Raw genomic sequence first — 22643 nt, forward strand, 5'->3', positions numbered from 1 at the left:
TTGCGGTGATTCATCAATAGAGAAATAGCAGGCTGCACCTATAACAGCAGCCTTTGGTTCAATATTAACAATTAAGTTATTTAAAGGGGACTATTCTGCCAACTCTTTTAATACATCATCTTTAAGTTCTGACCACAACTTCCCTGACTCAATACCATATTTACGAACAGTATAAACAGACTCATCATGTTTACCTTCGTTGGCAAGTTCAATAAGTTTTTCATAATAGCGGCGAGTAATTTCACGGCCCATTGGATGGGCAAAATACAAACTACCTAAACGAGAATAGAGTCCTCTAAAACCATTTAAAATTAATAAATAAATCGAGTTTCCTGAAGCTACAACTAGTTCTTTATTTAAACGATAATCAAATTCAGCAAAAGCTTCGCCGTTATCTTCTATCGTTTCATATTCTTTTAATAGTTTAATTGCTTGTTCAGGATTATTTTTAATCGCACCACGAACATAAATCGCACTAATATTGGTACGTGCTGACATTAAATTATCGACTAAATCAGGGATACCTTCTTGATCAAGTTGAGCTAATGTTTCTAGAATATTTAAGCTCGATGTTTCCCAAAAGTTATTCACTTTTGTTGGCTTACCATGTTTTATCGTCAACCAACCATCGCGCGCTAATCGTTGTAATACTTCACGTAATGTCGTTCTTGTGACCCCAATAAGTTCCGACAGCTCTCTCTCTGCAGGAAGTATTGAGCCAGGAGGAAATCCTCCATTCCAAATTGATTCGACAATGTACTGTTCCGCAAACCCTGCAGGACTGTGTGCTTTAATAACCATAAGGCTCCACGCAACTTCTAAAAAATTAATGAAACTGATTGTACCAGAAGAATTTTTTGGTACAAGAAAGTTATTTTAAAGTTAAGATGATTCTATTTTACAAGCTAAGGATTAATGCTTAAACTACTGAAAGTGTCTAATAATTAATAATAACTACAAACAATTAACGCTAGTTAGCCGTTTGTTTAACCTATTTAAAAGGGTCAATATGCAACAATCATCTATGAGTGCTTTTTATAAGAACTTCCTCGGAAACTCGCCTGAGTGGTATAAATTAGCCATTATTGCTTTTTTAATTATCAATCCAATTTTATTTTTCTTTATCAACCCCTATGTCGCAGGTTGGGCGTTGGTAATTGAATTTATTTTTACTCTCGCGATGGCTTTAAAGTGTTATCCACTACAACCGGGTGGTCTACTTGCCATTGAAGCGGTTGCTATGGGTATGACAACCCCCTCTCAAGTGATGCACGAAATGATCGTGAATTTTGAAGTAATTTTACTGCTTATTTTTATGGTGGCAGGTATTTACTTTATGAAAAACTTATTACTGTTCTTGTTTACTAAAATAGTCACGAAAGTTCGGTCTAAAACGTTAGTTTCACTATTATTTTGTTTTTCAGGTGCTTTTCTTTCAGCATTTTTGGACGCCTTGACAGTTATCGCTGTGATAATCAGTGTCGCGATTGGTTTTTACTCGGTTTACCATAAAGTCGCTTCAGGTAAGGCTAACCATATTGCCCATGACCACACATCCGATCACGAAGTAACAGAGTACTCTCGTAACGATTTACAACAATTTCGTGGTTATTTACGCAATTTATTAATGCATGCTGGTGTTGGTACTGCACTTGGTGGGGTTTGCACCATAGTAGGTGAACCGCAAAACTTAATTATTGGTCAGCAAGCCGGTTGGGAGTTTGTTGAATTTGCGATACGTATGTCACCTGTTACGGCACCTGTTTTTGTCGCAGGTATGATCACTTGTGTTTTATTAGAGAAATTAAAATGGTTTGGTTATGGAGTAAAGTTACCCAGCAACGTTCATCAAAACTTAAATGATTTCGATATCGCCGAAAGTGAAAAACGTACCAAAAGCGATAATATTAAACTCGTAATGCAAGGTGTGATTGCCATTTGGTTAATCATAGGTTTAGCCCTTCATTTAGCACCCGTTGGTTTAATTGGGTTATCGGTAATTATTTTAGCCACAACTTTTACTGGGGTTACTGAAGAACATCAGATTGGCCACGCTTTTGAAGAAGCCTTACCTTTTACAGCTTTATTAGCCGTTTTCTTTGCCGTTGTCGCGGTGATCATTGATCAACAACTTTTTACTCCTGTAATTACTTGGGTATTAACTTATGAAGGTAATATGCAGTTAGTGATGTTTTATTTAGCTAACGGTTTATTGTCTATGGTCAGTGATAATGTTTTTGTTGGTACCGTATATATAACTGAAATTCAAAAAGCCTTAGTCGCTGGTACTATTACCAGAGATCAGTTTGATTTACTAGCGGTTGCAATTAACACAGGTACTAACTTACCAAGTGTTGCAACTCCTAATGGCCAAGCTGCTTTCTTATTCTTATTAACTTCGGCATTGGCTCCGTTAGTAAGATTATCGTACGGACGAATGGTGGTTATGGCTTTCCCTTATACGATTGTTTTAACCATTGTCGGCTTATTGATGATTTCATCAGGATTTCTTGAAGAAAAGACAGCGGATTATTATGAATCTGGCATAATCAACCACCACAGTGCTGATGAGATAGGCCCCGTTAAAAGTGGTCATTAATATTCTCGATTTTAATCATTAAACTGATAAACGCCTGATGTTTTTTCATTAGGCGTTTTTTTTGACCTTTAAAAATAAATGTACTGCTTGTAAATTTATTCACACATGAATGTTTACATTTTATAATAAAAGCCATAGTGAAATTTTTTCAGTCGTTTTATACTCTTATGATAAAAATAATCTATCACCTGAATTCTGTTTCACGTAAGTTAATTAAGAAACTGAATTTCAGCTAAATTTTCTTTAGGACTTTCTGTGCAATTTTTAAGTAACTTGATCTCTAATAAAAAAGCCTGGCAATTACTGGCAATCAGTGCGCTTGTTTTTGAAATTACCGCTTTATGCTTTCAATATCTTTTGGAATTAAAGCCTTGCATTATGTGCATTTATCAACGTGTTGCTATTTGGGCGATCTTTTTTGCTGGAGTTATTGGTAGTTTCTCACACCAATACATTTTTGGTCGTTTGATCGCTTATACACTGTGGGGGACAGGTGCTATTTGGGGATTATTAATAGCTTTAGAGCATGTAGAAATGCAAAGCGCAACGATGTCATTTTTATTCAGTTGTGAATTTGTACCAAACTTCCCCAGTTGGGCACCTCTTCACGAATGGCTACCAGCACTTTTTGCCGCGACGGGAGATTGTGGAAATATTGATTGGCAATTTTTAGGCTATAGCATGCCACAATGGATGATTGTTGTTTATGGTATATATACGGCTTTATTTGCTACTGTTTTACTTGCTCGACTTCAACAACACAAAATGTTTTAACATCAAAAAGCGAGACTAAATGGGTTTTATCTGCGATTCATTACAGTAGATAAAACCCAAGTAAACTCGTTAAATCTAATGGAACATACTTTTCATACTATCGGCAAAAGCGACAAACTTTTCTTTGATGGTTCGTTTTAACTTAATGTTTATCCCCCCAAAAAGGCAAAAGCCCTCTATAAGAATACAAGGGGCATTTCTATCAGCAATTGAAGGCGCTTTATTATTTACACCACCAAACACACAAAATGCTTTTGAGACAACATTTACGTATTCAGGTACATAAATATTATCGCCACCAAAGATACAGAGTACTTTTATCCTCGTTACTTTTTGCGAGAATTTAGAGTCACTAAAGTCGATGTTACTTCCTCCAAAAATACTGAGCGAACGTAATTCTTTCGGCACTGTCCACGCACCGCTACGATCGCTACCACCAAAAATATTTACCAAATATTCAGTATTTTCATGTTCACTCGGTGCAACATTTGCGTAAAAGTCGCGCTGTTTTTTATCTTGGTATTCTTTGTCTACATTTAAGTCTAAATCTTCAGCTAATGCCGCTATTTCTTTGTGATTTTGACTTGCCATTGCAGTATCTAAACGACGCTCAAATGCTTCATAAGATAGCTTTCCATGGCTATAATTCATAATCAGTTGATCAATGACTTCTTCACGAACAGTTTCAATCGGTCTGTCTTCTATTGCAACAGGCATAAGTATTTCCTTTTTCTGGCCAGCTATCTTTTACGGGGTAAACAAGCAATTTACGAACCAAAGATTAAAGAAGATAAATATCAATGAGTTAGGTGATTATCAGTTTAATTAAAACATTAAATTCAGACATAATTCGTTTAAACGATCAGTTTTTAGTCAAATACACAACATACCGTCAAGCTAAATTTAAACGTCTTTTTCTAACGCTTCAGCCTCTGCCATCGCTGCTCGTTCAGCCTTTGAAATATAACGAGGTTTATTACTTTTATGTAATTTTGCATTGGCTTTTTTCAATTTACTTTTTAAGGCATTATTGATTTTCTTTTTTCTGTTCATTATCTTTTATTCATCAAATTTATTTATTGTTCATCATTCTAACAGAGAAGTGATCCTAGCGATAATAGTGCTTAGACGTAGGAAAAGAATTTACGCCTTTAAACTTAGCCGTATTAAATAGTATTTCATCGCAATTTACTTTATTTGCTGGTAAAACAATTTATGCTTAGCACTACTCTTAAATAGTAAATAAAGAACAACATAATGACATTAAAGAACACGGTACTTGCCATCACGGCGATAATTCTAGCAGGATGTAATTCTACCTCCCCAACCTTATCATTAGCAGAACGAGCGAGAGTTATTCACGACAAAGTTATTGTTTTAGATACTCATAATGACTTTAGTAATGCAAATTTTTCTAAAGATAAAAATTATACTATGCGTTTAAAAAGCCAAGTGAATTTGCCTAAGATGCAAGAAGGTGGCTTAGATGTATCTTGGTTAATTGTTTACACCGGACAAGGCGAACTTACGCCTGAAGGTTATCAAGCAGCTCATCAAAAGGCGCTAGAAAAATTTGCTTCTATCCATCGCCTAACCAATGAAATTGCCCCCGATAAAATAGCGCTAGCTTTAACGTCAAATGATGTTCGCCGCATTTTTAAAAGTGGTAAAAAAGTTGCGATGATCGGTGTTGAAAATGGCTACCCTATTGGGACTGATATCAATAATGTCAAAAAATTCTATGACTTAGGCGCACGATATATGTCGTTAGCTCATAATGGTCATAGCCAACTGAGTGATTCAAATACTGGTGATGCCAAGCAAGAATGGTTACACAATGGCTTAAGTGATTTAGGTCGAGAAGTGATCAAAGAAATGAATAAATGGGGGATCATGATTGATATTTCACATCCATCTAAAGCTGCCAATATTGAAATGATGAAATTATCAAAAGCCCCTGTCATTGCTTCTCATTCGGCAAGTAGAGCAATGTATGATCATAGCAGAAACCTAGACGATGAAGAGTTAATGTTGCTAAAAGAAAATGGTGGAGTTGTGCAAACGGTTGCCTTTAGATCGTATTTAAATGGTGAAAAATCAAAAGTATTCGCTGCTGCTAAAACTAAAATATTACAAAAAATAGCCGAAAAAGAAGGTAAAAGCATTTTAACTCGTGCACAACGTAAAGCACTGTCGGCTGACGATTTAGATAAATATTGGGATTTTTATGACAAAATAAGTCAGTTAGGTGAACCTGAAATAGCAAAAATAAGCAAAAAGATTCAACAAGTGAATGTGAGTGATTTTGTTGATCACATTGATTATATGGTCAACCTTATTGGTATTGAACATGTCGGCATTAGTTCCGATTTTGATGGCGGTGGCGGTGTTCTTGGTTGGAATGATGCGTCTGAAACTTTCAATGTAACACTTGAATTAGTGAAAAGAGGTTACACTGAACAACAGATTGAAAAACTATGGGGAGGTAATTTATTACGCGTTTTAGATGACGTGGAAAAAGTTGCATTAACCCTTAGAAATAAAAGTTAACAATGCGCCAAAAAGACTAAAAGGGGCTGGTTTTCAGTATTGATTTTGTAATTTTACGAGATCAATACTGTTTAACGCGCTATATTTTTATTTTGTTAAAGCTTATTCGCAGAAAATGTGAAGATATTGGATAAAACAACACCGAACGCCATTGTCTATCCCTACAAAAAACAGGTAAAATTAACCTTTATTCATATAAACATGAAACGATCCCTTTTGAGGTATAAATGACCATCGTTATAAAAAATCAGGAAGAAATTGCTAAAATGCGTGTTGCCGGAAAATTAGCAGCGGATGTGTTAGAAATGATAGAACCACATGTTAAAGCTGGCATTACAACGGATGAACTAAATACCATTTGCGCCGAATATACCGAAAAGGTGCAAGACGCGATTTCTGCCCCATTAAATTATCACGGTTTTCCTAAATCTATTTGTACTTCTGTGAATCATGTTGTGTGCCACGGGATCCCTAATGACATTCCCCTTGCAGATGGCGACATTATAAATATTGATATTACAGTCATCAAAGATGGCTTTCATGGTGATACCAGTAAAATGTTTTTAATTGGCGATGTATCTGCTGAGGACAATCGATTATGTCGTATTACCCAAGAAGCACTTTATGTGGGATTAAAGAAAGTCAAACCGGGTAATACATTTGGTGAAATTGGCGCTGCCATTCAAAAATTCATCAAAAAGTCTGGTCGCTATTCTATTGTCAAAGAGTATTGTGGTCATGGTATTGGTACTGAGTTTCATGAAGATCCACAAATCGTTCATTATAAAAACAATGACAAAACAAAAATGCAAGAAGGCATGTGCTTTACCATTGAACCTATGATCAATCTTGGCCGCGCAAACACTGTCCTTGATAAAGAAGATAACTGGACGGTTTACACGATTGATGGCAAAAAATCTGCACAGTGGGAACACACTATCGTAGTGACAAGAACAGGTTGTGAAATCTTAACATTACGAAAAGACGATACTATTAGTAGAATTTTACATAATTAAAATCACATTATCAGTCTGGCCATTTCAGGCTTTTTATTTGTTTAGCAAAGAGAATATCTGACATTGCATACTCAATCATTAGTACCACTAGAGTTTATTGAATCACTTTCTATCAGTGCTCCACAAATGTCATCAAAGGAGATTTGTCAGCTAAACGATGCCTTTCATCAATGGCAAAAAGAGCAATTTATTATTGATGACATCACAAATATTTTAAATGCGCGTGTAGAATTTGTCGATCAGGTGCTTACAAAATTATGGTGTCAACATAATTTAGATGAATACCAAATTAGCCTTATTGCCGTTGGTGGTTATGGACGAGGCGAGCTTCATCCTTGTTCAGATGTAGACATATTATTACTCACGCAAGAAATTTTAGAGCCTGAGCTTGAAGAAAAAATATCGGCATTTATTACACAGCTTTGGGATGTAAAACTCGATATTGGCCATAGTGTTCGTAGTATCAAAGAGTGTCTTAAACAAGCCGTTAATGATGTCACGATTGCCACCAATTTAATGGAAATGCGTCAAGTTTGCGGTAATGAAGCGTTAACCCAGCATTTACAACCCTTGTTAAATGAAGATGTGTTTTGGACTTCGAAAAAGTTTTTTGTAGCAAAACGAGAAGAACAACTAGAACGTCATAAACAATATAATGGTGCCGCCTATACATTAGAGCCTAACCTAAAAGCTAACCCTGGTGGCTTAAGAGATATACAAACTATTGGCTGGGTTGCAAAACGCCACTTTAAAGCAGATTCATTAGAGGAGTTAGTGCAACATAAATATCTAACACAAAATGAATACTTTGAATTATTAGAGTGTCAGGATTATTTATGGCGTATGCGTGGCGCATTGCATTTTATTGCTGGCCGAAGCGAAAATCGATTGTTATTTGATTACCAAGCAGATGTAGCAGATATGATGGGCTTTGGTGCAGAGGGAAAAATAGCGGTTGAGCGAATGATGAAACGCTTTTTCCGTATTATTGGTCGTGTCGCCGAATTAAATAAAATGTTATTACAGTATTTTGAATATGCCATTATTCAAAATAAAGTACATGATAAAACGACGGTTATAAATGATGATTTTATTATTCTCGACGGACAAATAAAAGTAACCAACCATCGCACCTTTATGCGTTCAACGAAGATCATGGAAATGTTTTTGTTGATTGCTAAACACGAAGAAATTACCGATTTACACCCGAATACTTTACGTTTAATGAGGAATGCAAGACGACGCTTAGTTTCAGGAATGATGGATTATGAACGTTGTCGTCAATTATTTTTAGAAATCATCAAACATCCTAGAGGATTAGGTTTACCGTTTACCTTAATGCACCGTCATTCAATCTTAGGAGCATATTTACCTGCCTGGAGAAACATCGCCGGACAAATGCAGTTTGACCTCTTTCATGCCTATTCAGTTGATGAACATAGCTATCGGTTGATCAAAAACCTCTATCGATTTAATCAGAAAGAGCACAATGATGAATTTCCACTGTGTAGTAAAATTGTTCAAAGGATCAGAAAGCCTGAATTATTATTTTTAGCTGGAATTTTTCATGATATCGCGAAAGGTCGAGGGGGTAGTCACGCCGATTTAGGGGCCATTGATGCTTTAGAATTTAGTAAAGAACATAAATTAAGTGATCACGATGGCCGAATGATTTCTTGGTTGGTTAAGCATCATTTGTTGATGTCGGTAACGGCTCAACGAAGAGATATTTCTGATCCAGAAGTTATTGCTAAATTTGCCAATATCGTTAGAGATGAAGCACATCTTGATTACCTATATTGCTTAACCGTTGCAGATATGCGCGCAACCAATGAAAGTTTATGGAATAGCTGGAAAGAAAACTTATTAGAAGAGTTATATAACAGCACTAAACGTGCCTTTAGACGAGGCTTAGAAAAGCCGGTTGATTTACGAGCAAAAATACGAGAAAACCAACAACAAGCCATCAACTTATTAATCGGGAAAAATATTAGCCAAACGGAAATAAAAACTCTTTGGTCAGAATTTAAAGCGGATTACTTTTTACGCTATGCACCAGAACAAATTGTTTGGCATACCGAGCACATCCTAAAACACAATAAAGATGAGCCTTTAGTGTTAATAAGCCCGTATCCTTATCGAGGAGGAACCGAAGTCTTTGTTTACACTAAAGATAAAGCAAATATTTTTGTTAAAATTGTTTCATTACTCGGTTCAAAATGTTTTTCTATTCATGATGCAAAAATTATCAGCAGCAAAACAGGCTATACTGCCAATACTTTTGTTATTTTAGATCAGCAAGGAAACGCTATCGATGATAAATATCGCGCGTTAGAATTAGCAGGATCACTAACAGAAGTGCTAGAAAGTAAAACTGCCGATATTAAATTTAAACCTATTTCAAATCGACTTAAACAATTTCATGTGCCAACGCAAGTTAGCTTTATCGAAACCAAGTCGAAGAAAAATACGTTATTGGAAATTACCTCGTTAGATAGACCGGGACTGTTAGCACAATTTGCCAATGTGTTCCAAGAATGTAAATTACATATCCATTCCGCCAAAATAACCACGTTTGGCGAAAAAGTAGAAGATATGTTTATTGTTTCAACTTTGGATGAAAAAGCATTAACCGCTAAAGAACAGCAAGAATTATCCACCAAGTTGTGCGACGACACAGCTATGTAACCATTTATTTTTAAAGCTATTTAGGAAGAAATATGTCTGAACTACAAAAAATCATTGAACAAGCGTTTGATGATCGTATGAATATAAGCCCGGCCACCGTCACCACAGAAGTAAAAAACGCTGTGCTTGATGCCCTTGCTGCATTGAATGATGGCTCAGCCCGTGTCGCTGAAAAAATTGCTGGCGAATGGGTTGTGCATCAATGGCTTAAAAAGGCGGTATTACTATCATTTCGTATATGGGATAACGAAGTAATTGATGGGGCTGAAAGTACCTTTTTTGACAAAGTTCCAATGAAATATAGCGACTATACACAAGAAATGTTCGAAGCAGATGGCGTAAGAGTTGTACCTGGAGCTTCTGTACGAACCGGTAGCTATATTGGTAAGAATGTTGTTGTTATGCCAAGCTTTGTCAATATAGGTGCTTATGTTGATGAAGGTTGTATGGTTGACGGATGGGCAACGGTTGGCTCTTGTGCACAAATAGGTAAAAACGTCCATTTATCAGGTGGTGTTGGGATCGGTGGTGTTTTAGAGCCTTTACAAGCAGGTCCTACTATTATCGAAGATAATTGTTTTATTGGCGCTCGTTCTGAAATCGTTGAAGGTGTAGTAGTAGAAGAAGGTGCCGTGATCTCTATGGGCGTGTATATCGGTCAAAGCACGCGCATTTTTGATCGTGAAACCGGTGAAGTTCACTACGGAAGAGTTCCAGCAGGCTCAGTAGTTGTACCGGGAAATCTTCCTAGTAAGTGTGGTACATATAGTTTATATGCCGCGATTATCGTTAAAAAAGTAGATGCCAAGACACGTGCTAAAGTTGGCATAAACGCATTACTTCGATCAGTTTCTGAAGAATAATCACAACCATACTCTGGTCAACATAACGCTAGTGTCGTGCTAGCGTTATTTTTTTGACACTTGTAAAATCAACTTCAACATCCGACTAAATTACCGTAGTTAAAATGAAAGTTGAATCAAACGCACCTAATTAATTTCATTTATTTTTCAGATAGCTAGCATTTAAACAAGACATAAATTTTGCTTTATTTTTATTTTGGCATACCGCTTGCGATGTCAGTAATGACATGAACAAATAATCGCGTGCTATATGAAAAAACTAACTTACTTAATACTATTTTTTGTACTATTTACTGCTATCGGTTGTAGCAGTACGAAAACGGTACAATACCAAGCCATTGAAAAAAAACCGTTAATCTCTGATCATTATTTGATGATGTCATTATTAAATAGACCGGTGACAGAAGATCAAAAACTAATGCTAGCTTTTGCACAAGTACAAGATAAATATCAACAGCAATTAGCGCCCGTTTTTGTTAATGCTGTGATGATAACAGGCAACAAAGCCGAACAACCTTCTCGTCAGCAACCAACCTCTATTTATAGCCATTTGATCGCTGAAGATATTAATGCCATTCGTATGAGTGGTCCTTATTAAACCATTTAAGATGAACTAATAAATCAAACTGACATTTCAATGTCTGCAAGCTTCCATGATAATTGCTCAAAAACACCTTGCCATTGTTGGTCAAATTGACAAGTAATAGTCAGCAGATTTTGATGAATGGGATGTGCAAACGATAACGATTTGGCAATAAGCATTAATCGTTTAAATCCGAAATACTGACTGAAAAATGGGTTTTGTTTGTTATCGCCATAATTTATATCGCCAATAATAGGATGACGCAAATGTGCTAAATGTCGGCGAATTTGATGTCTTCTTCCGGTTTCGGGTAATAATTTCAGCAAACTATATCGAACACTATCATATCGCCCTAATGGTATTGGCAATACTGCATGAGCAACGGCTTGATATTGAGTAATAGCACTTTGCGCCTCTTTATTTGGATTCACATTTTTATCACCTAATTTATCTAGCTTTTCTTTTAAGGGATAGTCAAGGGTATCCTCACCAAATAAGTGTCCCCTCGTTAATGCAAAATAAGTTTTTTGAATGGTTTTATCTGTAAAGGCTTGTCCCATAATTCGAGCGACTTCTTCGGTTAAAGCAAATAACAAAACACCGGACGTAGGTCTATCTAATCGATGCAAGGGGTAAACATATTGACCAACCATGTCACGCACTAACTGTAAGGCGAAATATATCTCGTCTTTATCCATAAAACTGCGATGAACAAAAAGTCCAGGAGGTTTATCGATTGCGACTAGATATTCATCTTGATAAAGAATAGTTAACTCTGGCTTTTCAGTAATAATAGCGGACAATTTTTTCTTACGGTGATGGAGTTTAGTTTCTATTATCTCTATAATGCCGCCATTATTCGATAGTTAATTTACTTATGACGACCATTGCTTCTATTTCCGAACTTTTGACGCTTTCTAACTGCCAATTTCGTGTTTACGATCTAGGAAGAAAAATTGATAAACTATCAAAAGAAACATTCAATAAAGTAGAGCTAAATCAACTTCCCTATCCTACTCCTTTTCAAGGTCATGCACATTTAGCTATTACTTTTTGGCAAAAACAATCTCCACAACCCTTTTTATGGTTTGTGAAATTACCATTAGATGAGAGGGGTTTATTAAACCAAGGGGCTAGAAATCACTTTGTCGCAATTATTGCTGAAGCACTCGGCGCGGATTTATCAGTAGATCCCACCGAAAAGCAGGAAGAATTATTAAAGAGCAATCCTTATATATTTACTCCTTCACAATATAAATTAGCTATGTTAAATAGTTTAATTTCATTCGATTTGAAATCGCCACCCAGTCAACATTATCAAAGTTTTCAACGTTATTTAACCGATAAAAACTGGCAGCAATGGCAAACTATTGGTGTACAAGGTATCACGGATTTTGTCGCAAGAATTGGCGATAAAGAGCATGATGAATTAATCGCAAATTCATTAGCTGATCTTCCGTTTGAAGTATTGAGTCCATTATGTGGCGCCTTAGAAAATAAAACATTATCCTTATGTATTATTGAATCTTTACTTCACTTACTATCAAAGACTCCTTCGGATAACCTCGATAAACAACAAATGTTATTGCGTAGCTTAGCTTCATCCACTGAACATACGTTAGTAGATAACTATTTTCTTAATTTGTTAAATAAAGAACAATTAGACACTGATTTATTAATTTGCATCTCAGGTAGGTGTTGGACAACGTTAAACAATGATAAACGTATTATGCTATTTTTAGAGCACTTAGCTGCTAAACAGGATTTCGAATTGTTTACCGCTATTTTTAAAGACTTAGTTGCGATACCTACTATTCGTCCTATTTTGTTTCAATGTATGAGAAGCACAGAACGTAGTGAAACGCTTTCAGTTGCAATTGGCCAACTGTTTACAGCACAAGGTTAAAACCAATGGAAAATATTTATATATTATTAGCAGTATGTTTGGCCTTTTGGTACTTCATTTATTTAAGAAAAGTCGCTGAATTTGCCCGTTTACATATTAATAAATACTGTCAGAAAGAAAAGTTGCAATATTTAAGTATTGCGAGAAAATCAAGTCGTTTACGTTTTAGTAAACGATTAGGCATTTATTGGCTCAGTATTTTTGAGTTTGAATTTAGTGGTGACGGTGAATCAATGTACACGGGAAAAGTGTCTTTAGAAAATTACAAATTACTAAATATTGAAATACCGGCTTATCGTATCTAGTAAACGGGAGCTAAACCAAACAGCTTGTTGATTTTGTTAAAATTAAATTCACAAAAAGAAAAAGCGACAATAGTCGCTTTTTCTTTTTGGTTAGGTACTTCCTGTGCCTTTATTCGCTCTGAGCCTTCCTGGCTTTAATTCCATTTACTTAGGTAAACTATTCCTTAGTTCAAACAATGGCCATATCCTTGATCCAACATCCTGTTGAACAATACATAATAAATATGCACTTTTATCCGTAATGAACATCCTGTTCGGCATTGTTTGGTAAAAACATCCTTTGTTTATTTTCCGTTATCAAATCAATTCCATTGATTGCTATTCTCGAGCTATACAAAGATAAAGACCATCCATTGCTTATCTTTGTCTTGGTTTTCCATAACCATTGTCTTCCTGACAAAATAAAGTGTAGCAACTACTACGCGATAGTTTAGTGAGTAAAAATAAAAGAACCTTCATGCTATTATTGGACATAAGTTTAAATTACATTTTTATTCTTAAAATTCAACAAATTAGATATCGACCACTAAAAATAGCTCACGAAACGACTTTATCTATCTGACAAAAAAAGTGACGATGTCTTACAAAAGAATTTACTAATTTCTTAATGAGACAAACAGGGATAATTTAACGATATAATCCCTGACATTTCTCAATAAAACGATTACCCTATTCCATTATGTAATCAAGTTTTGTTTAGATATCTCGTTTTCTATTGAAAGCGTAAAGTCAGTTTACTTCCTTGGAGATTTCGTGTTTTTTTTACAGTCATTATTTTGCTGGGTTGGTGCCGATAATCGGTATCGTTTTTCGCTTATTGTTGCTTTTAATCACTTATTTTTTATTGTATTCAGTGCCGTATTTCATACATCGTTTTTTCTCAGTTGTATTATCTTAATGTTATCGACAATTATTTTAACCTGCACAACTAAACGTCGACTTAACGATGCAAGGTTGACGAAAAACTGGCTTTATACTCCTGCTATTTCATTTGCAATTATAGGTCTGATAATTATAAGTTTTAATTATCAGCCACTCTACTGGTTAACGCTTTTCCCTGCGGCATTATCTAGTATTTTATTAACCTATCCTAGCCAAAATAATAGCCAATACAACTACGGTTACTCGGGTCCTATTAACTTATCCCCAGTAAAAAATACAACAATGAGAAACCAAAGAATAGAGCCAACATTAACAAGTCAACATGCACACTTGAATGTCGAAAACACTACTAGTTTCAATCATCCCCCGACACAATCTTTTGAAGACTCATATTACAATGATAAAACTAGCGCTAATAACTCAGCTCAAGATATTGGAGAGCTTATTCGAGAAAAGTTATTAAACAATCATAATAGTAAATTCGTTATTTTAGGCTTACTAACGATTATAGTCATAGCCATGCTCACTAGCTTGATCCTCTCATTTTCATCAAAAAATCAAGAAACGACTATGACAGGACAAGAAAAATTAGTCGAAGAAAAATCTACACAAACTACAATAAATGAGCGCACCAATAAAGTCACTTTACCGGATGATTTTTCAATTATGACAACGCCATTTAATGGCTTAATTGTACATTGGCAAGCCGATAGTACTCACGAATTAAATCTATGGGATATTAGTCGAGCCACAGGTGATGATAGTTGCAAAAGCATCAGCTTTAATAATGACAATAGCTATCGAACAACAAAGGTTTACGTTGAAAATACTGTTGAATATATTGCAGAGTTTTCTCCATTAGATACGCGAAAAATTTTGAAGGATATTGCTTTAAGAAGTAATTTTACTTTATGTGGATATTCTTTTTCGTTAAAAGGCAGTCAAGCTACATTAGGGAAAAGTAACTTTTATGCTGATTTATTAGCACAATAATATCTAACATTTAACAAGACGATAAAAATAAAAAATGCGGCTCAAAGAGCCGCATTTCTTTAACTAGCTTAATGCATCCTGCATAATTTAGTTTCCCGCTTTTTCATCCTTAAATGACTATCCTTAGTCTTTCCTTACTTAACAAATCCTTCGAAGTCCAAAAATCCATTTAAATAGCATCATCCTGAGCTATATTTGTCGTCCTTACGCGTTATCCTAACGCTCTTCCTTGACAAGTACATCCTTATAAAATCCTTTCGGTTTCTACCGATGACTTTATCCTTAAGTCTCCAATTATTATCCTTAATAAGCTAACCTAAGCTTGAGGACTCCCTGCCCTTTGTCTTCCTGACATGATTAATATTACGCAATATCTGAAATTTTCGTAGAGATAAAAATAAAATAAAATCACGTCGAAAAAACGCCCACAAGGGAATTAACAATTATCCCCTTACAAAACAACCTCTTACACCTGAGATTTAACATACTTGTAACAATAAAGACATAATATCTTACGAGAATGTAGGAGATGTCTTACAAGGTATTAAGATACAGTCCTAACGTTCAGGGAATTCCCAATTGTGGATCATCAGAAATTATCACAATTCTTGAATCGAACTTCCTGAGTAGTAATTAAATTAATAACAAATGAGCAGAGTTTCTGCGTTAGCAGTTGCCAGAAAATCATCAAGAAACGTCACAAAAGGCTAAAAAATGGTAACTCAGTGCGCAATGCACAAGTAAGCTATTTTTGATTACTTAGGTCAACCGATAGCCAAAAGCGGACATTTAATGTATCCGCGTATTGTTAAAAATGACATATTCATTTTTGTAAGATACAAATACCGATTTTGTAATTTCAACTCTATTGCTTATTGGCCTTAATTGATTTTAACAGGTTCAATTGACGAGTTTTGTAGGCGTTATTTTCAACATTTTCGACAATACTTTTTTTAATAGCTAAGTTTCTCATTTCTAGCGCTTTATCTAAGTTACCATTAGCTTCATAGCCATCAGCTAAACTGTCATAGGCGTCAGCTCTATAGGGGTAATTTTTAACATTTTGCTCAAAAATCGCTATCGCAGTAGTAAAGTTTTTTTCCTTCAGGGCGTTATAAGCTACTCTATTAATAGATCCATAACTTGGCTTTATTTCATAACCATAAATTTCTGATTGCTTTTTGTAGAATTTTTTGATCTCAGGAATACCTTTAGATATAGTCTCGTGACTCGGTTGCAATGCAATATATAGCTTTTGAAAAGCTAATGAGTGTCCGGCAAGTGCTGTTGTATTATGAGTTTCTGAGGTAACTAAGTCAGAATTAAATTTGAACCCTTTTCGGTTATGTGATTTGAGCAATTTTGTATATCGCTCATATGAACTTAGCATATGACCACCTTCGCTCCCCATATTTACATACAGGTACGTGTTTAATTCGTCTGGTTGTTTTAAAAAGCTTTCAGCCTCTTTGAATAGGATCTGTTTATGCCACCATAAACTGGGGCTAAAGGCGAAGTGTGCCTGAAATAGTTCAGGTCTCGACTGCAATGCATAGATAGAAAGTAAGCCACCTAAGGAATGGCCTGAGACTGTTTTGAAATTGTTTGCCCGATATTTTTTACCAACATATGGGATAAGTTCCTTCTCAATGAAATCAAGAAAGTCATCTGCGCCACCTGAAATACCCCATTCGTTGTAGCTTTCATCATAGGTGGGCGTGAAGTCCCTTGTGCGATGTGTATTTTTTATCGCAATGATAATCATCTCTTGTGCCATGCTAGATTGATTCAGTAAATCTAAAGTGCCTATGGTATGTGCAAAGTTTCTTTGCCCGTCCAATAAATACAGAACGGGATAGTTAAGCATTTTATTTTCTTTATAGTTATTAGGTAAATGTATTAACAAGTCCCGTTGCTCTGACAAAATGGTTGAATACAAGCTGTCAGTTATTGAAGTGCCTCGTACATTAGCATTTACTTCCCCAGAGCTAATTAAAAACACGAAGAGTAGAGTTGCTATCTGTTTAACCATAAAAGTTTCCATTATCTTATTAATATTAGAGGGTTAATGTGACGATTAACCAGAGAAAAGTAATGAAGATGTTGTGAAAAAAGGTGATGAAAAGGTGAATTTTAAAAATTAGTCAGCATATTAGAGAAGTGAAACTAATTCGTTTTTCAATATAACTTTCAGTGTGATATCGTTTGAATGAGATTGATTAATTTGAGAATTATTACAGTAGGTTATGATTAAATTTGGCGAGTATATACTCGATGTAGAACATTCACGCTTACTGAATGCTAGCGATAATTCTGAAATACTTATAGAGCCCAAAATATTTGAATTACTACTGCTATTCATTGAACGCCCAAATGCTGTTATCTCAAGGCAAGATATGCTTGAACAATTGTGGGCAGGCTCTGTAGTTACCGACAATGCCATCAATAAATTAATAGGTAACCTTCGCAAGTTACTAGCTGATGATGCGAAAAAACCGAATTACATTCAAACGGTACCTAAACGAGGGTATCGTCTAGTTTGTAATGTTGAAATACTAGAAGTCACCGATTCAACCCTAAATGATTCAAACTTAATTAATGCAGACTCAGCCCAAACTGCTTCATTTGGCTTTTTGGATGGAAAGTGGAAAACATATATTGGAGTTTCTTTCGCTGTTATTTTGACCATTGTCTTAAGCATTTTCATCATACTTAACTCTAGTTACAACAGTTCCTCAAATATAAGTTACTCTGTAGCATTAACACGAGACCAAGGTGCAGAGCTGTCTCCTATCATGCACCCAAATAATAGGCACTTGTATTATTTAAAAGTAAATGATGAGCACACAGGTCATGAACTATGGCTAAAGAATATTGACACTTCCATCACTAGGCAAGCAAATGTAAGCGGCAATATTAGTCAAATTATTTCTGTCATTGAAGACGCTAATGCCAATCAAACTATCATATTTTACCTTGATATATTGGCGAATAATTGCGGAGTTTATCAAGCATTTCTGCCATCGCCAGAAGAGTTAAATCAGGCAAGTAAAGCGCCCCAAAAGTTATTTGATTGCAGTGATAAGAGAATCAAAGATATAGATTATCATGTTGGTCAAAATGCCTTTTACTATGCTGCTCAACCTCAGAATTATTGGCCGAATCAAATTTATGCATTTGATGTTGAAACAAGCGAACACAGAATAGTTACCCAATCACAACCCAAAGGCTGGGGTCATCATAGCCTTGATATATCCCCGAACGGTGAAAAACTTTTAATAATGAGTACAGATAGTGATTACAAAACGCATTTACTGTCGCTGAATTTGTCAAATAACATAATTACAAAGGGTATTAAGTTTGAAAAGCCAGTGTATGAAGCTATTTGGCACCATGACTCCAAACAGGTTTATTACTTTGCTTCTTCACCTTCTCAACGAATCATAAGAAGTGATATCGATGGCCAGAATGCTACTGAAGTTATCAATATATCAGAGGAAATATTACCAAAACTTTCAAGGCTGCCTGACGGTAAAAATGTACTTTTTAGTACAGAAAACAAAAACTATAGCAGTCGCTGGTTAACTTCTTCTAACAACAGCAACGCTATTGATAATTCATCAGTACCTGATGTTTTTCCTGCACTATTTCACAAAAATGACCAATATTTATTCGTTTCAAAGAGAAGCGGTCGCGAGCAATTGTATCTAGCAAATAGTCAAAATAAGAAAGCTAACATTGTCACGAATTTACCTAAGTCTCATTCGTTCAGACACCTTGTGATTTCTGAAGACGATAAGCATCTTTTGTTAAATATTGAAAATAAGGTGTACCTGGTTCCCATATATGAATTAAATCAAAATGAGCTTTTGACTGAATTTAAACAGGAACATTTACTTTATGAAAGTCAAAATCCGATCATTTCTTTGGATTGGTTTACAAACAAGACTGCGGCTATTACTAACGTAATTAATGGAACACCTGAATTGGTAGTAATCCAAGTAACTAACAAGAAAAAGCTAAAATTTGACGGAAGATGGGCTTATGGTTTGATGGACAACGAACAACCAGAACTTATATATTTTATTGAGCAACAAACTAACCTTTTGTACCAAGCAAGTTATTTGTCTCTCGAAGATAATCCTTTTACTAGTCAGCTAAGTTTTTTCAATACGCAAATATCACTGCCAACTGATTTCTATCATGTAAAGATAGATTCTAATATTTTGTATTATGTTAATAACGAAAAAGGAAACGAATACCTTTACGCGGTGCCCTTAAATAAAAAACATGAAAACAGTAAGATATTATTGAATGACTTCTCAAGTTATGATGTAAGTAAAGACCGTATAATAGTGAGTGATGTTAAGAGCATAGAAGGTGATGTTCATCGCACTATGTATTGAACGTCCGCTTTCGTATCTTTTTTAACATCTGGGCGATGTTAATTTGAATATTCTCTAGCTAGCCCAACCTCTAGTGGTCGTTAGAGAGATTATTGTAATGAACATTTTGTGACAAAAAGCAGAAGTTGCCGATAAGACCCAAACCATCACTCTAATCCTATTAATTTCAGGCAGGCTGTTTGGCAGTCATATTTGACCTTGCACAAATTATTGTCGACACTTTGCACGTATTCGACCTGATATTTCAATTTAAAAGCAGGTGCAACTATATATTGTCGACAATACGTGATTTAATAGCCTCACTTAGATATTGGAGGTAACTATGAGTGTTTATGATTTTTTTGGAACTGTTAATACTGTTTTTATTTTTGTAAGTTTGTATGGTGTTTTATCGCAAGTAAGAACTATTTGGCGTAGGAAGAAAGAAGAGGTAGGCACTGGTTCTACAGAGTTGTTGTCTATTAATCAGTTTACTGTCAGTTACTTAGCGTATTTTTCGTTTTTCATTTATGGTTACTCTATAGAGCCTTTTAATCATTACATTGTGTGGCCTCGTTTAATCGCAACTTTACTGGTAGGCGTTATTTTGTATGAAATATGGCTTGATAGAAAAACAAATGCATCTGCTTATGTCGTCTTAATTGCTTTAGTTTCTTTAATGTTAGGAATGGCGGGGCTGTTTTATGGTGATACATTTGTTGACGAAGGACGTTATGTGTCGACAATTATCATTCTCGTCATATCACTATTAATCGCGCAAGGTTATTATCATCAAATAAAGTTAATTATAAGATCTGGTGCTACAGGTGCAGTCGACTTAAAAATGAGTCAATTTATTTTTATGATGGATATTTCAACTATCGCCTTTGCTTTGAGTATGGGAATTGAAAACGGATGGCCATTAATGGTCCTTGCTATAACGAGTGGTATAACAAAAATAATCATAATGTATTTGTTCAAATGGGTTAAGTTAAGCCCTGTGGCTATAGAACGTAGAAAAGAATACAACAGTTAATATGATAAATCATATGATTTATTTTCCACCTGCAATGTCAATGAACGAGCCAGTGATATAAGAGACTTCATCAGATAATAACCATACTATTGAGTTCGCAACTTCTTCGGTAGTTTTGCCACGTTGTAATAGTATTTGTGAACTTAACCAAGGCTAAGGTCAACTTTCGTATCTTTGCTGACCATATCGGATCGTTGACGAGTCACAAATTTTTTTGGTGTAATTTAAATGTTAATTTTTCTCATCGTATAACGCATTTATTATTATTTGTGATGAACGACAAAATTTATTGGCAATAAATCCATGAATAGATAAAAGAATGAGCTGAAAGGATAAAGTTAAATGAGGAATACCAATGCATAAAGCAAGTGTTCCTCATAAAACATAGGATTTATTTTCGATAATGTACCATTAGAGATCCAGAGACATTTCCTACGTCGACATTCTTTATAAATTCATAATCAACGGCTTTAAAAAATTCTTGATATTTTTTTGACGTTGCATAAACCGCGACCCCTTCACTTGTCGAATATTCATCTAGTAAGGTATTAACCGCAGCCATTAAATAATGGCCAAATCCATGGTGTTGATGTAAAGGATGAATCGCTATAAAAGAGAGAAAATGAAACTCCTTCATTGGAACAGCATCCAGTACCTTTTCTTCCTTTTCTATCATCTGTTTAGTGCTGAAATAACCTGCTCCGAGTAACATTTTTAATCGCCAATGCCAAAACCTGTCTGCTGCTACACCTGTTTGACGACTATTCAAACAAGCTACACCTACCATAGTGTCTCCTAGATATAAGCCAACAATGGGTTGCTCTGCTTGCCAAAATGCATTCAATTCTTCCCTAATAGAAGAACGCAAACGTTGCTCATAATCACTTTTTTCACTATTAAAAATTTCTAAAAAGACGGGATCATCATGATATGCTTGATAGAGCAAAGACACCGCAAGCTTAAGATCCTCGGCAGAAATATAAGCTGCTCTAATATCTTCTTTTGTTGCATTAGTTGCTGTTTGAGACATTGATTATCCTCTTATAGTTATGATATGAATTTTATTACCATAACAGGTTAATTAAAAAAAGGTCAAATTAGACACACTTTAATATACGTTTTATTCTGAACTAAATGACACTACTTTACTCTGAGGTTTAGAAACATTTTTTAACGTAAATTTAATTGACCTGACAGGTAAAAATTTACACCATAAGTTAAATAATCTAAAACATACGAAAATAAAGGATCTTCTGTGGAACTACGCTTTTCATCTATCGTTATGATTACATCATTTTTCAGCCTATCAAGTTTCAATGCATACGCTGATGGACTCACTGATTTAAAATCAACCTTATTAAAATTTACCGGTGATACACCTATATCGGCTATCGTTGAGTCAGCTTATACAGAAAAACGAGGCAAGAAAAAAAAGCAGAAAACCAAGAAAGGTTTAATACAAGTTAATTTAAGTGAAGATAACCAAGGGTTAAAGCTTATTTACAGTAATGAAACCATCTCAAAGCTTGAACACGAAGCCGAACAAAAAGAACATGATGATGAAGCAAACACCCCTACTTTAAATGCCGTTAATGGTGTAGGCGTAGCCGAAATGAGTACCATGTTATCAGCTGCTCCGAATTTATTGCGTACTTTAAAAAAAGCCACGTTTGTTAGTGAAGAAGTCGTAAAACATAACGAGGAAAACGTTCGACAACTTAATTTCACCTTACCTTTAGAAGCAATCATAGATAACAAAGAAGTGCATGAATATGTGGATGAATTTAAAAGTGAATTTAACGTTTTAATTAATCAAAGCGGCACACCACTTCAATCATCCATTACCTTTGCTGGTAGTGGCAGTGCCTATATTTTTTTCACCATGGACTTAACTCAAACCAATACGTTTACTTATAAAGAGATCAATAACCGATTAGTTAATATCAAGAAAACATTTAAAAGCAAACGCAGTTCTACCTGGGGGGATACTGAATCAGAAGGTTATAAAGTGTTAATTCCACATACCGAGAACTCAGTGTTAGCTGCTTTACACTAAACAAAGG

19 protein-coding genes and 1 pseudogene are annotated in these 22643 nt (G+C 35.2%); 13 read left to right on the forward strand and 7 right to left on the reverse strand.

Annotated elements, in window-relative coordinates:
* Positions 1–90 precede the first annotated feature (90 nt).
* Positions 91–801, reverse strand: coding sequence for a fatty acid metabolism transcriptional regulator FadR (gene fadR / locus ABXH06_RS15175; protein WP_311583761.1), 711 nt, complete (start codon positions 799–801; stop codon positions 91–93).
* A 208-nt stretch (positions 802–1009) separates the two neighbouring features.
* Here fadR and nhaB point away from each other — a divergent pair, with 208 nt between their 5' ends.
* Both nhaB and dsbB read left to right on the forward strand, forming a co-directional pair.
* A complete protein-coding gene (gene nhaB / locus ABXH06_RS15180) occupies positions 1010–2599 on the forward strand; it encodes a sodium/proton antiporter NhaB (RefSeq protein ID WP_353518754.1) in 1590 nt (529 codons plus the stop codon).
* Positions 2600–2854: 255 nt separating this feature from the next.
* On the forward strand, positions 2855–3373 hold the full coding sequence (dsbB, locus tag ABXH06_RS15185; RefSeq protein WP_311583765.1) for a disulfide bond formation protein DsbB: 519 nt from the start codon (positions 2855–2857) through the stop codon (positions 3371–3373).
* Between the two features lie 75 nt (positions 3374–3448).
* Here the strand turns inward: dsbB and ABXH06_RS15190 are convergent, their stop codons facing one another.
* Together ABXH06_RS15190 and ABXH06_RS15195 are read right to left on the reverse strand one after the other, a co-directional pair.
* Entirely contained in the window at positions 3449–4090 is a 642-nt protein-coding gene (locus ABXH06_RS15190) for a DUF1707 domain-containing protein (protein ID WP_353518755.1), read from the reverse strand.
* Positions 4091–4276: 186 nt separating this feature from the next.
* Complete coding sequence (locus ABXH06_RS15195; RefSeq protein WP_311583769.1) at positions 4277–4426, reverse strand: DUF2986 domain-containing protein; 150 nt, start codon at positions 4424–4426, stop codon at positions 4277–4279.
* A gap of 204 nt (positions 4427–4630) precedes the next feature.
* Here ABXH06_RS15195 and ABXH06_RS15200 point away from each other — a divergent pair, with 204 nt between their 5' ends.
* The 5 genes from ABXH06_RS15200 (at position 4631) to ABXH06_RS15220 (ending at position 11088) form a co-directional block, all read left to right on the forward strand.
* On the forward strand, positions 4631–5923 hold the full coding sequence (locus ABXH06_RS15200) for a dipeptidase (RefSeq protein WP_353518756.1): 1293 nt from the start codon (positions 4631–4633) through the stop codon (positions 5921–5923).
* A 227-nt stretch (positions 5924–6150) separates the two neighbouring features.
* Complete coding sequence (gene map, locus ABXH06_RS15205) at positions 6151–6939, forward strand: type I methionyl aminopeptidase (RefSeq protein WP_311583773.1); 789 nt, start codon at positions 6151–6153, stop codon at positions 6937–6939.
* 63 nt (positions 6940–7002) lie between these two features.
* Complete coding sequence (glnD, locus tag ABXH06_RS15210; protein WP_353518757.1) at positions 7003–9627, forward strand: [protein-PII] uridylyltransferase; 2625 nt, start codon at positions 7003–7005, stop codon at positions 9625–9627.
* A 32-nt stretch (positions 9628–9659) separates the two neighbouring features.
* Positions 9660–10490, forward strand: coding sequence for a 2,3,4,5-tetrahydropyridine-2,6-dicarboxylate N-succinyltransferase (gene dapD, locus ABXH06_RS15215; protein ID WP_311583777.1), 831 nt, complete (start codon positions 9660–9662; stop codon positions 10488–10490).
* Positions 10491–10740: 250 nt separating this feature from the next.
* Entirely contained in the window at positions 10741–11088 is a 348-nt protein-coding gene (locus ABXH06_RS15220; RefSeq protein ID WP_353518758.1) for a hypothetical protein, read from the forward strand.
* Positions 11089–11111: 23 nt separating this feature from the next.
* On the opposite strand, the gene truC is transcribed toward ABXH06_RS15220, so the two are convergent.
* On the reverse strand, positions 11112–11876 hold the full coding sequence (gene truC / locus ABXH06_RS15225) for a tRNA pseudouridine(65) synthase TruC (protein ID WP_311583781.1): 765 nt from the start codon (positions 11874–11876) through the stop codon (positions 11112–11114).
* 74 nt (positions 11877–11950) lie between these two features.
* Here truC and ABXH06_RS15230 point away from each other — a divergent pair, with 74 nt between their 5' ends.
* The 3 genes from ABXH06_RS15230 to ABXH06_RS15240 all read left to right on the forward strand — a co-directional run bounded on the left by ABXH06_RS15230 (position 11951) and on the right by ABXH06_RS15240 (position 15159).
* Positions 11951–12979 carry a DUF3549 family protein gene (locus ABXH06_RS15230; protein ID WP_353518759.1) on the forward strand — a complete coding sequence of 343 codons (1029 nt, stop codon included), beginning with the start codon at positions 11951–11953 and terminating at the stop codon, positions 12977–12979.
* Between the two features lie 5 nt (positions 12980–12984).
* A complete protein-coding gene (locus ABXH06_RS15235) occupies positions 12985–13284 on the forward strand; it encodes a DUF3301 domain-containing protein (protein WP_311583785.1) in 300 nt (99 codons plus the stop codon).
* A gap of 753 nt (positions 13285–14037) precedes the next feature.
* Positions 14038–15159, forward strand: coding sequence for a hypothetical protein (locus ABXH06_RS15240; RefSeq protein WP_353518760.1), 1122 nt, complete (start codon positions 14038–14040; stop codon positions 15157–15159).
* An 865-nt stretch (positions 15160–16024) separates the two neighbouring features.
* Here ABXH06_RS15240 and ABXH06_RS15245 read toward each other — a convergent pair.
* On the reverse strand, positions 16025–17191 hold the full coding sequence (locus tag ABXH06_RS15245) for an alpha/beta hydrolase-fold protein (RefSeq protein WP_353518761.1): 1167 nt from the start codon (positions 17189–17191) through the stop codon (positions 16025–16027).
* 214 nt (positions 17192–17405) lie between these two features.
* Between ABXH06_RS15245 and ABXH06_RS15250 the strand changes: the two genes are divergently transcribed.
* Positions 17406–19565 carry a winged helix-turn-helix domain-containing protein gene (locus ABXH06_RS15250; RefSeq protein WP_353518762.1) on the forward strand — a complete coding sequence of 720 codons (2160 nt, stop codon included), beginning with the start codon at positions 17406–17408 and terminating at the stop codon, positions 19563–19565.
* 322 nt (positions 19566–19887) lie between these two features.
* A complete protein-coding gene (locus tag ABXH06_RS15255) occupies positions 19888–20580 on the forward strand; it encodes a hypothetical protein (protein WP_353518763.1) in 693 nt (230 codons plus the stop codon).
* A gap of 18 nt (positions 20581–20598) precedes the next feature.
* Here the strand turns inward: ABXH06_RS15255 and ABXH06_RS15260 are convergent.
* Positions 20599–20712 (reverse strand): annotated as a pseudogene (locus ABXH06_RS15260) (SDR family oxidoreductase); the annotation flags it as partial.
* A 259-nt stretch (positions 20713–20971) separates the two neighbouring features.
* A complete protein-coding gene (locus ABXH06_RS15265) occupies positions 20972–21610 on the reverse strand; it encodes a GNAT family N-acetyltransferase (protein WP_311583800.1) in 639 nt (212 codons plus the stop codon).
* A 225-nt stretch (positions 21611–21835) separates the two neighbouring features.
* Between ABXH06_RS15265 and ABXH06_RS15270 the strand changes: the two genes are divergently transcribed.
* Positions 21836–22636, forward strand: coding sequence for a hypothetical protein (locus ABXH06_RS15270; RefSeq protein WP_353518764.1), 801 nt, complete (start codon positions 21836–21838; stop codon positions 22634–22636).
* Positions 22637–22643: the final 7 nt, after the last annotated feature.

Source organism: Thalassotalea sp. SU-HH00458, from assembly GCF_040362795.1.
In the GTDB taxonomy this organism is placed as follows: Bacteria; Pseudomonadota; Gammaproteobacteria; order Enterobacterales; family Alteromonadaceae; genus Thalassotalea_H; species Thalassotalea_H castellviae.

Bases quoted from the DNA above. Each gene is read 5' to 3' on its own strand.
- ABXH06_RS15190 (WP_353518755.1), bottom strand. From the start codon at position 4,090: ATGCCTGTTGCAATAGAAGACAGACCGATTGAAACTGTTCGTGAAGAA.
- ABXH06_RS15245 (WP_353518761.1), bottom strand. From the start codon at position 17,191: ATGGTTAAACAGATAGCAACTCTACTCTTCGTGTTTTTAATTAGCTCT.
- fadR (WP_311583761.1), bottom strand. From the start codon at position 801: ATGGTTATTAAAGCACACAGTCCTGCAGGGTTTGCGGAACAGTACATT.
- ABXH06_RS15195 (WP_311583769.1), bottom strand. From the start codon at position 4,426: ATGAACAGAAAAAAGAAAATCAATAATGCCTTAAAAAGTAAATTGAAA.
- nhaB (WP_353518754.1), top strand. From the start codon at position 1,010: ATGCAACAATCATCTATGAGTGCTTTTTATAAGAACTTCCTCGGAAAC.
- ABXH06_RS15265 (WP_311583800.1), bottom strand. From the start codon at position 21,610: ATGTCTCAAACAGCAACTAATGCAACAAAAGAAGATATTAGAGCAGCT.
- ABXH06_RS15200 (WP_353518756.1), top strand. From the start codon at position 4,631: ATGACATTAAAGAACACGGTACTTGCCATCACGGCGATAATTCTAGCA.
- ABXH06_RS15230 (WP_353518759.1), top strand. From the start codon at position 11,951: ATGACGACCATTGCTTCTATTTCCGAACTTTTGACGCTTTCTAACTGC.
- map (WP_311583773.1), top strand. From the start codon at position 6,151: ATGACCATCGTTATAAAAAATCAGGAAGAAATTGCTAAAATGCGTGTT.
- ABXH06_RS15255 (WP_353518763.1), top strand. From the start codon at position 19,888: ATGAGTGTTTATGATTTTTTTGGAACTGTTAATACTGTTTTTATTTTT.
- dapD (WP_311583777.1), top strand. From the start codon at position 9,660: ATGTCTGAACTACAAAAAATCATTGAACAAGCGTTTGATGATCGTATG.
- ABXH06_RS15250 (WP_353518762.1), top strand. From the start codon at position 17,406: ATGATTAAATTTGGCGAGTATATACTCGATGTAGAACATTCACGCTTA.
- ABXH06_RS15220 (WP_353518758.1), top strand. From the start codon at position 10,741: ATGAAAAAACTAACTTACTTAATACTATTTTTTGTACTATTTACTGCT.
- ABXH06_RS15235 (WP_311583785.1), top strand. From the start codon at position 12,985: ATGGAAAATATTTATATATTATTAGCAGTATGTTTGGCCTTTTGGTAC.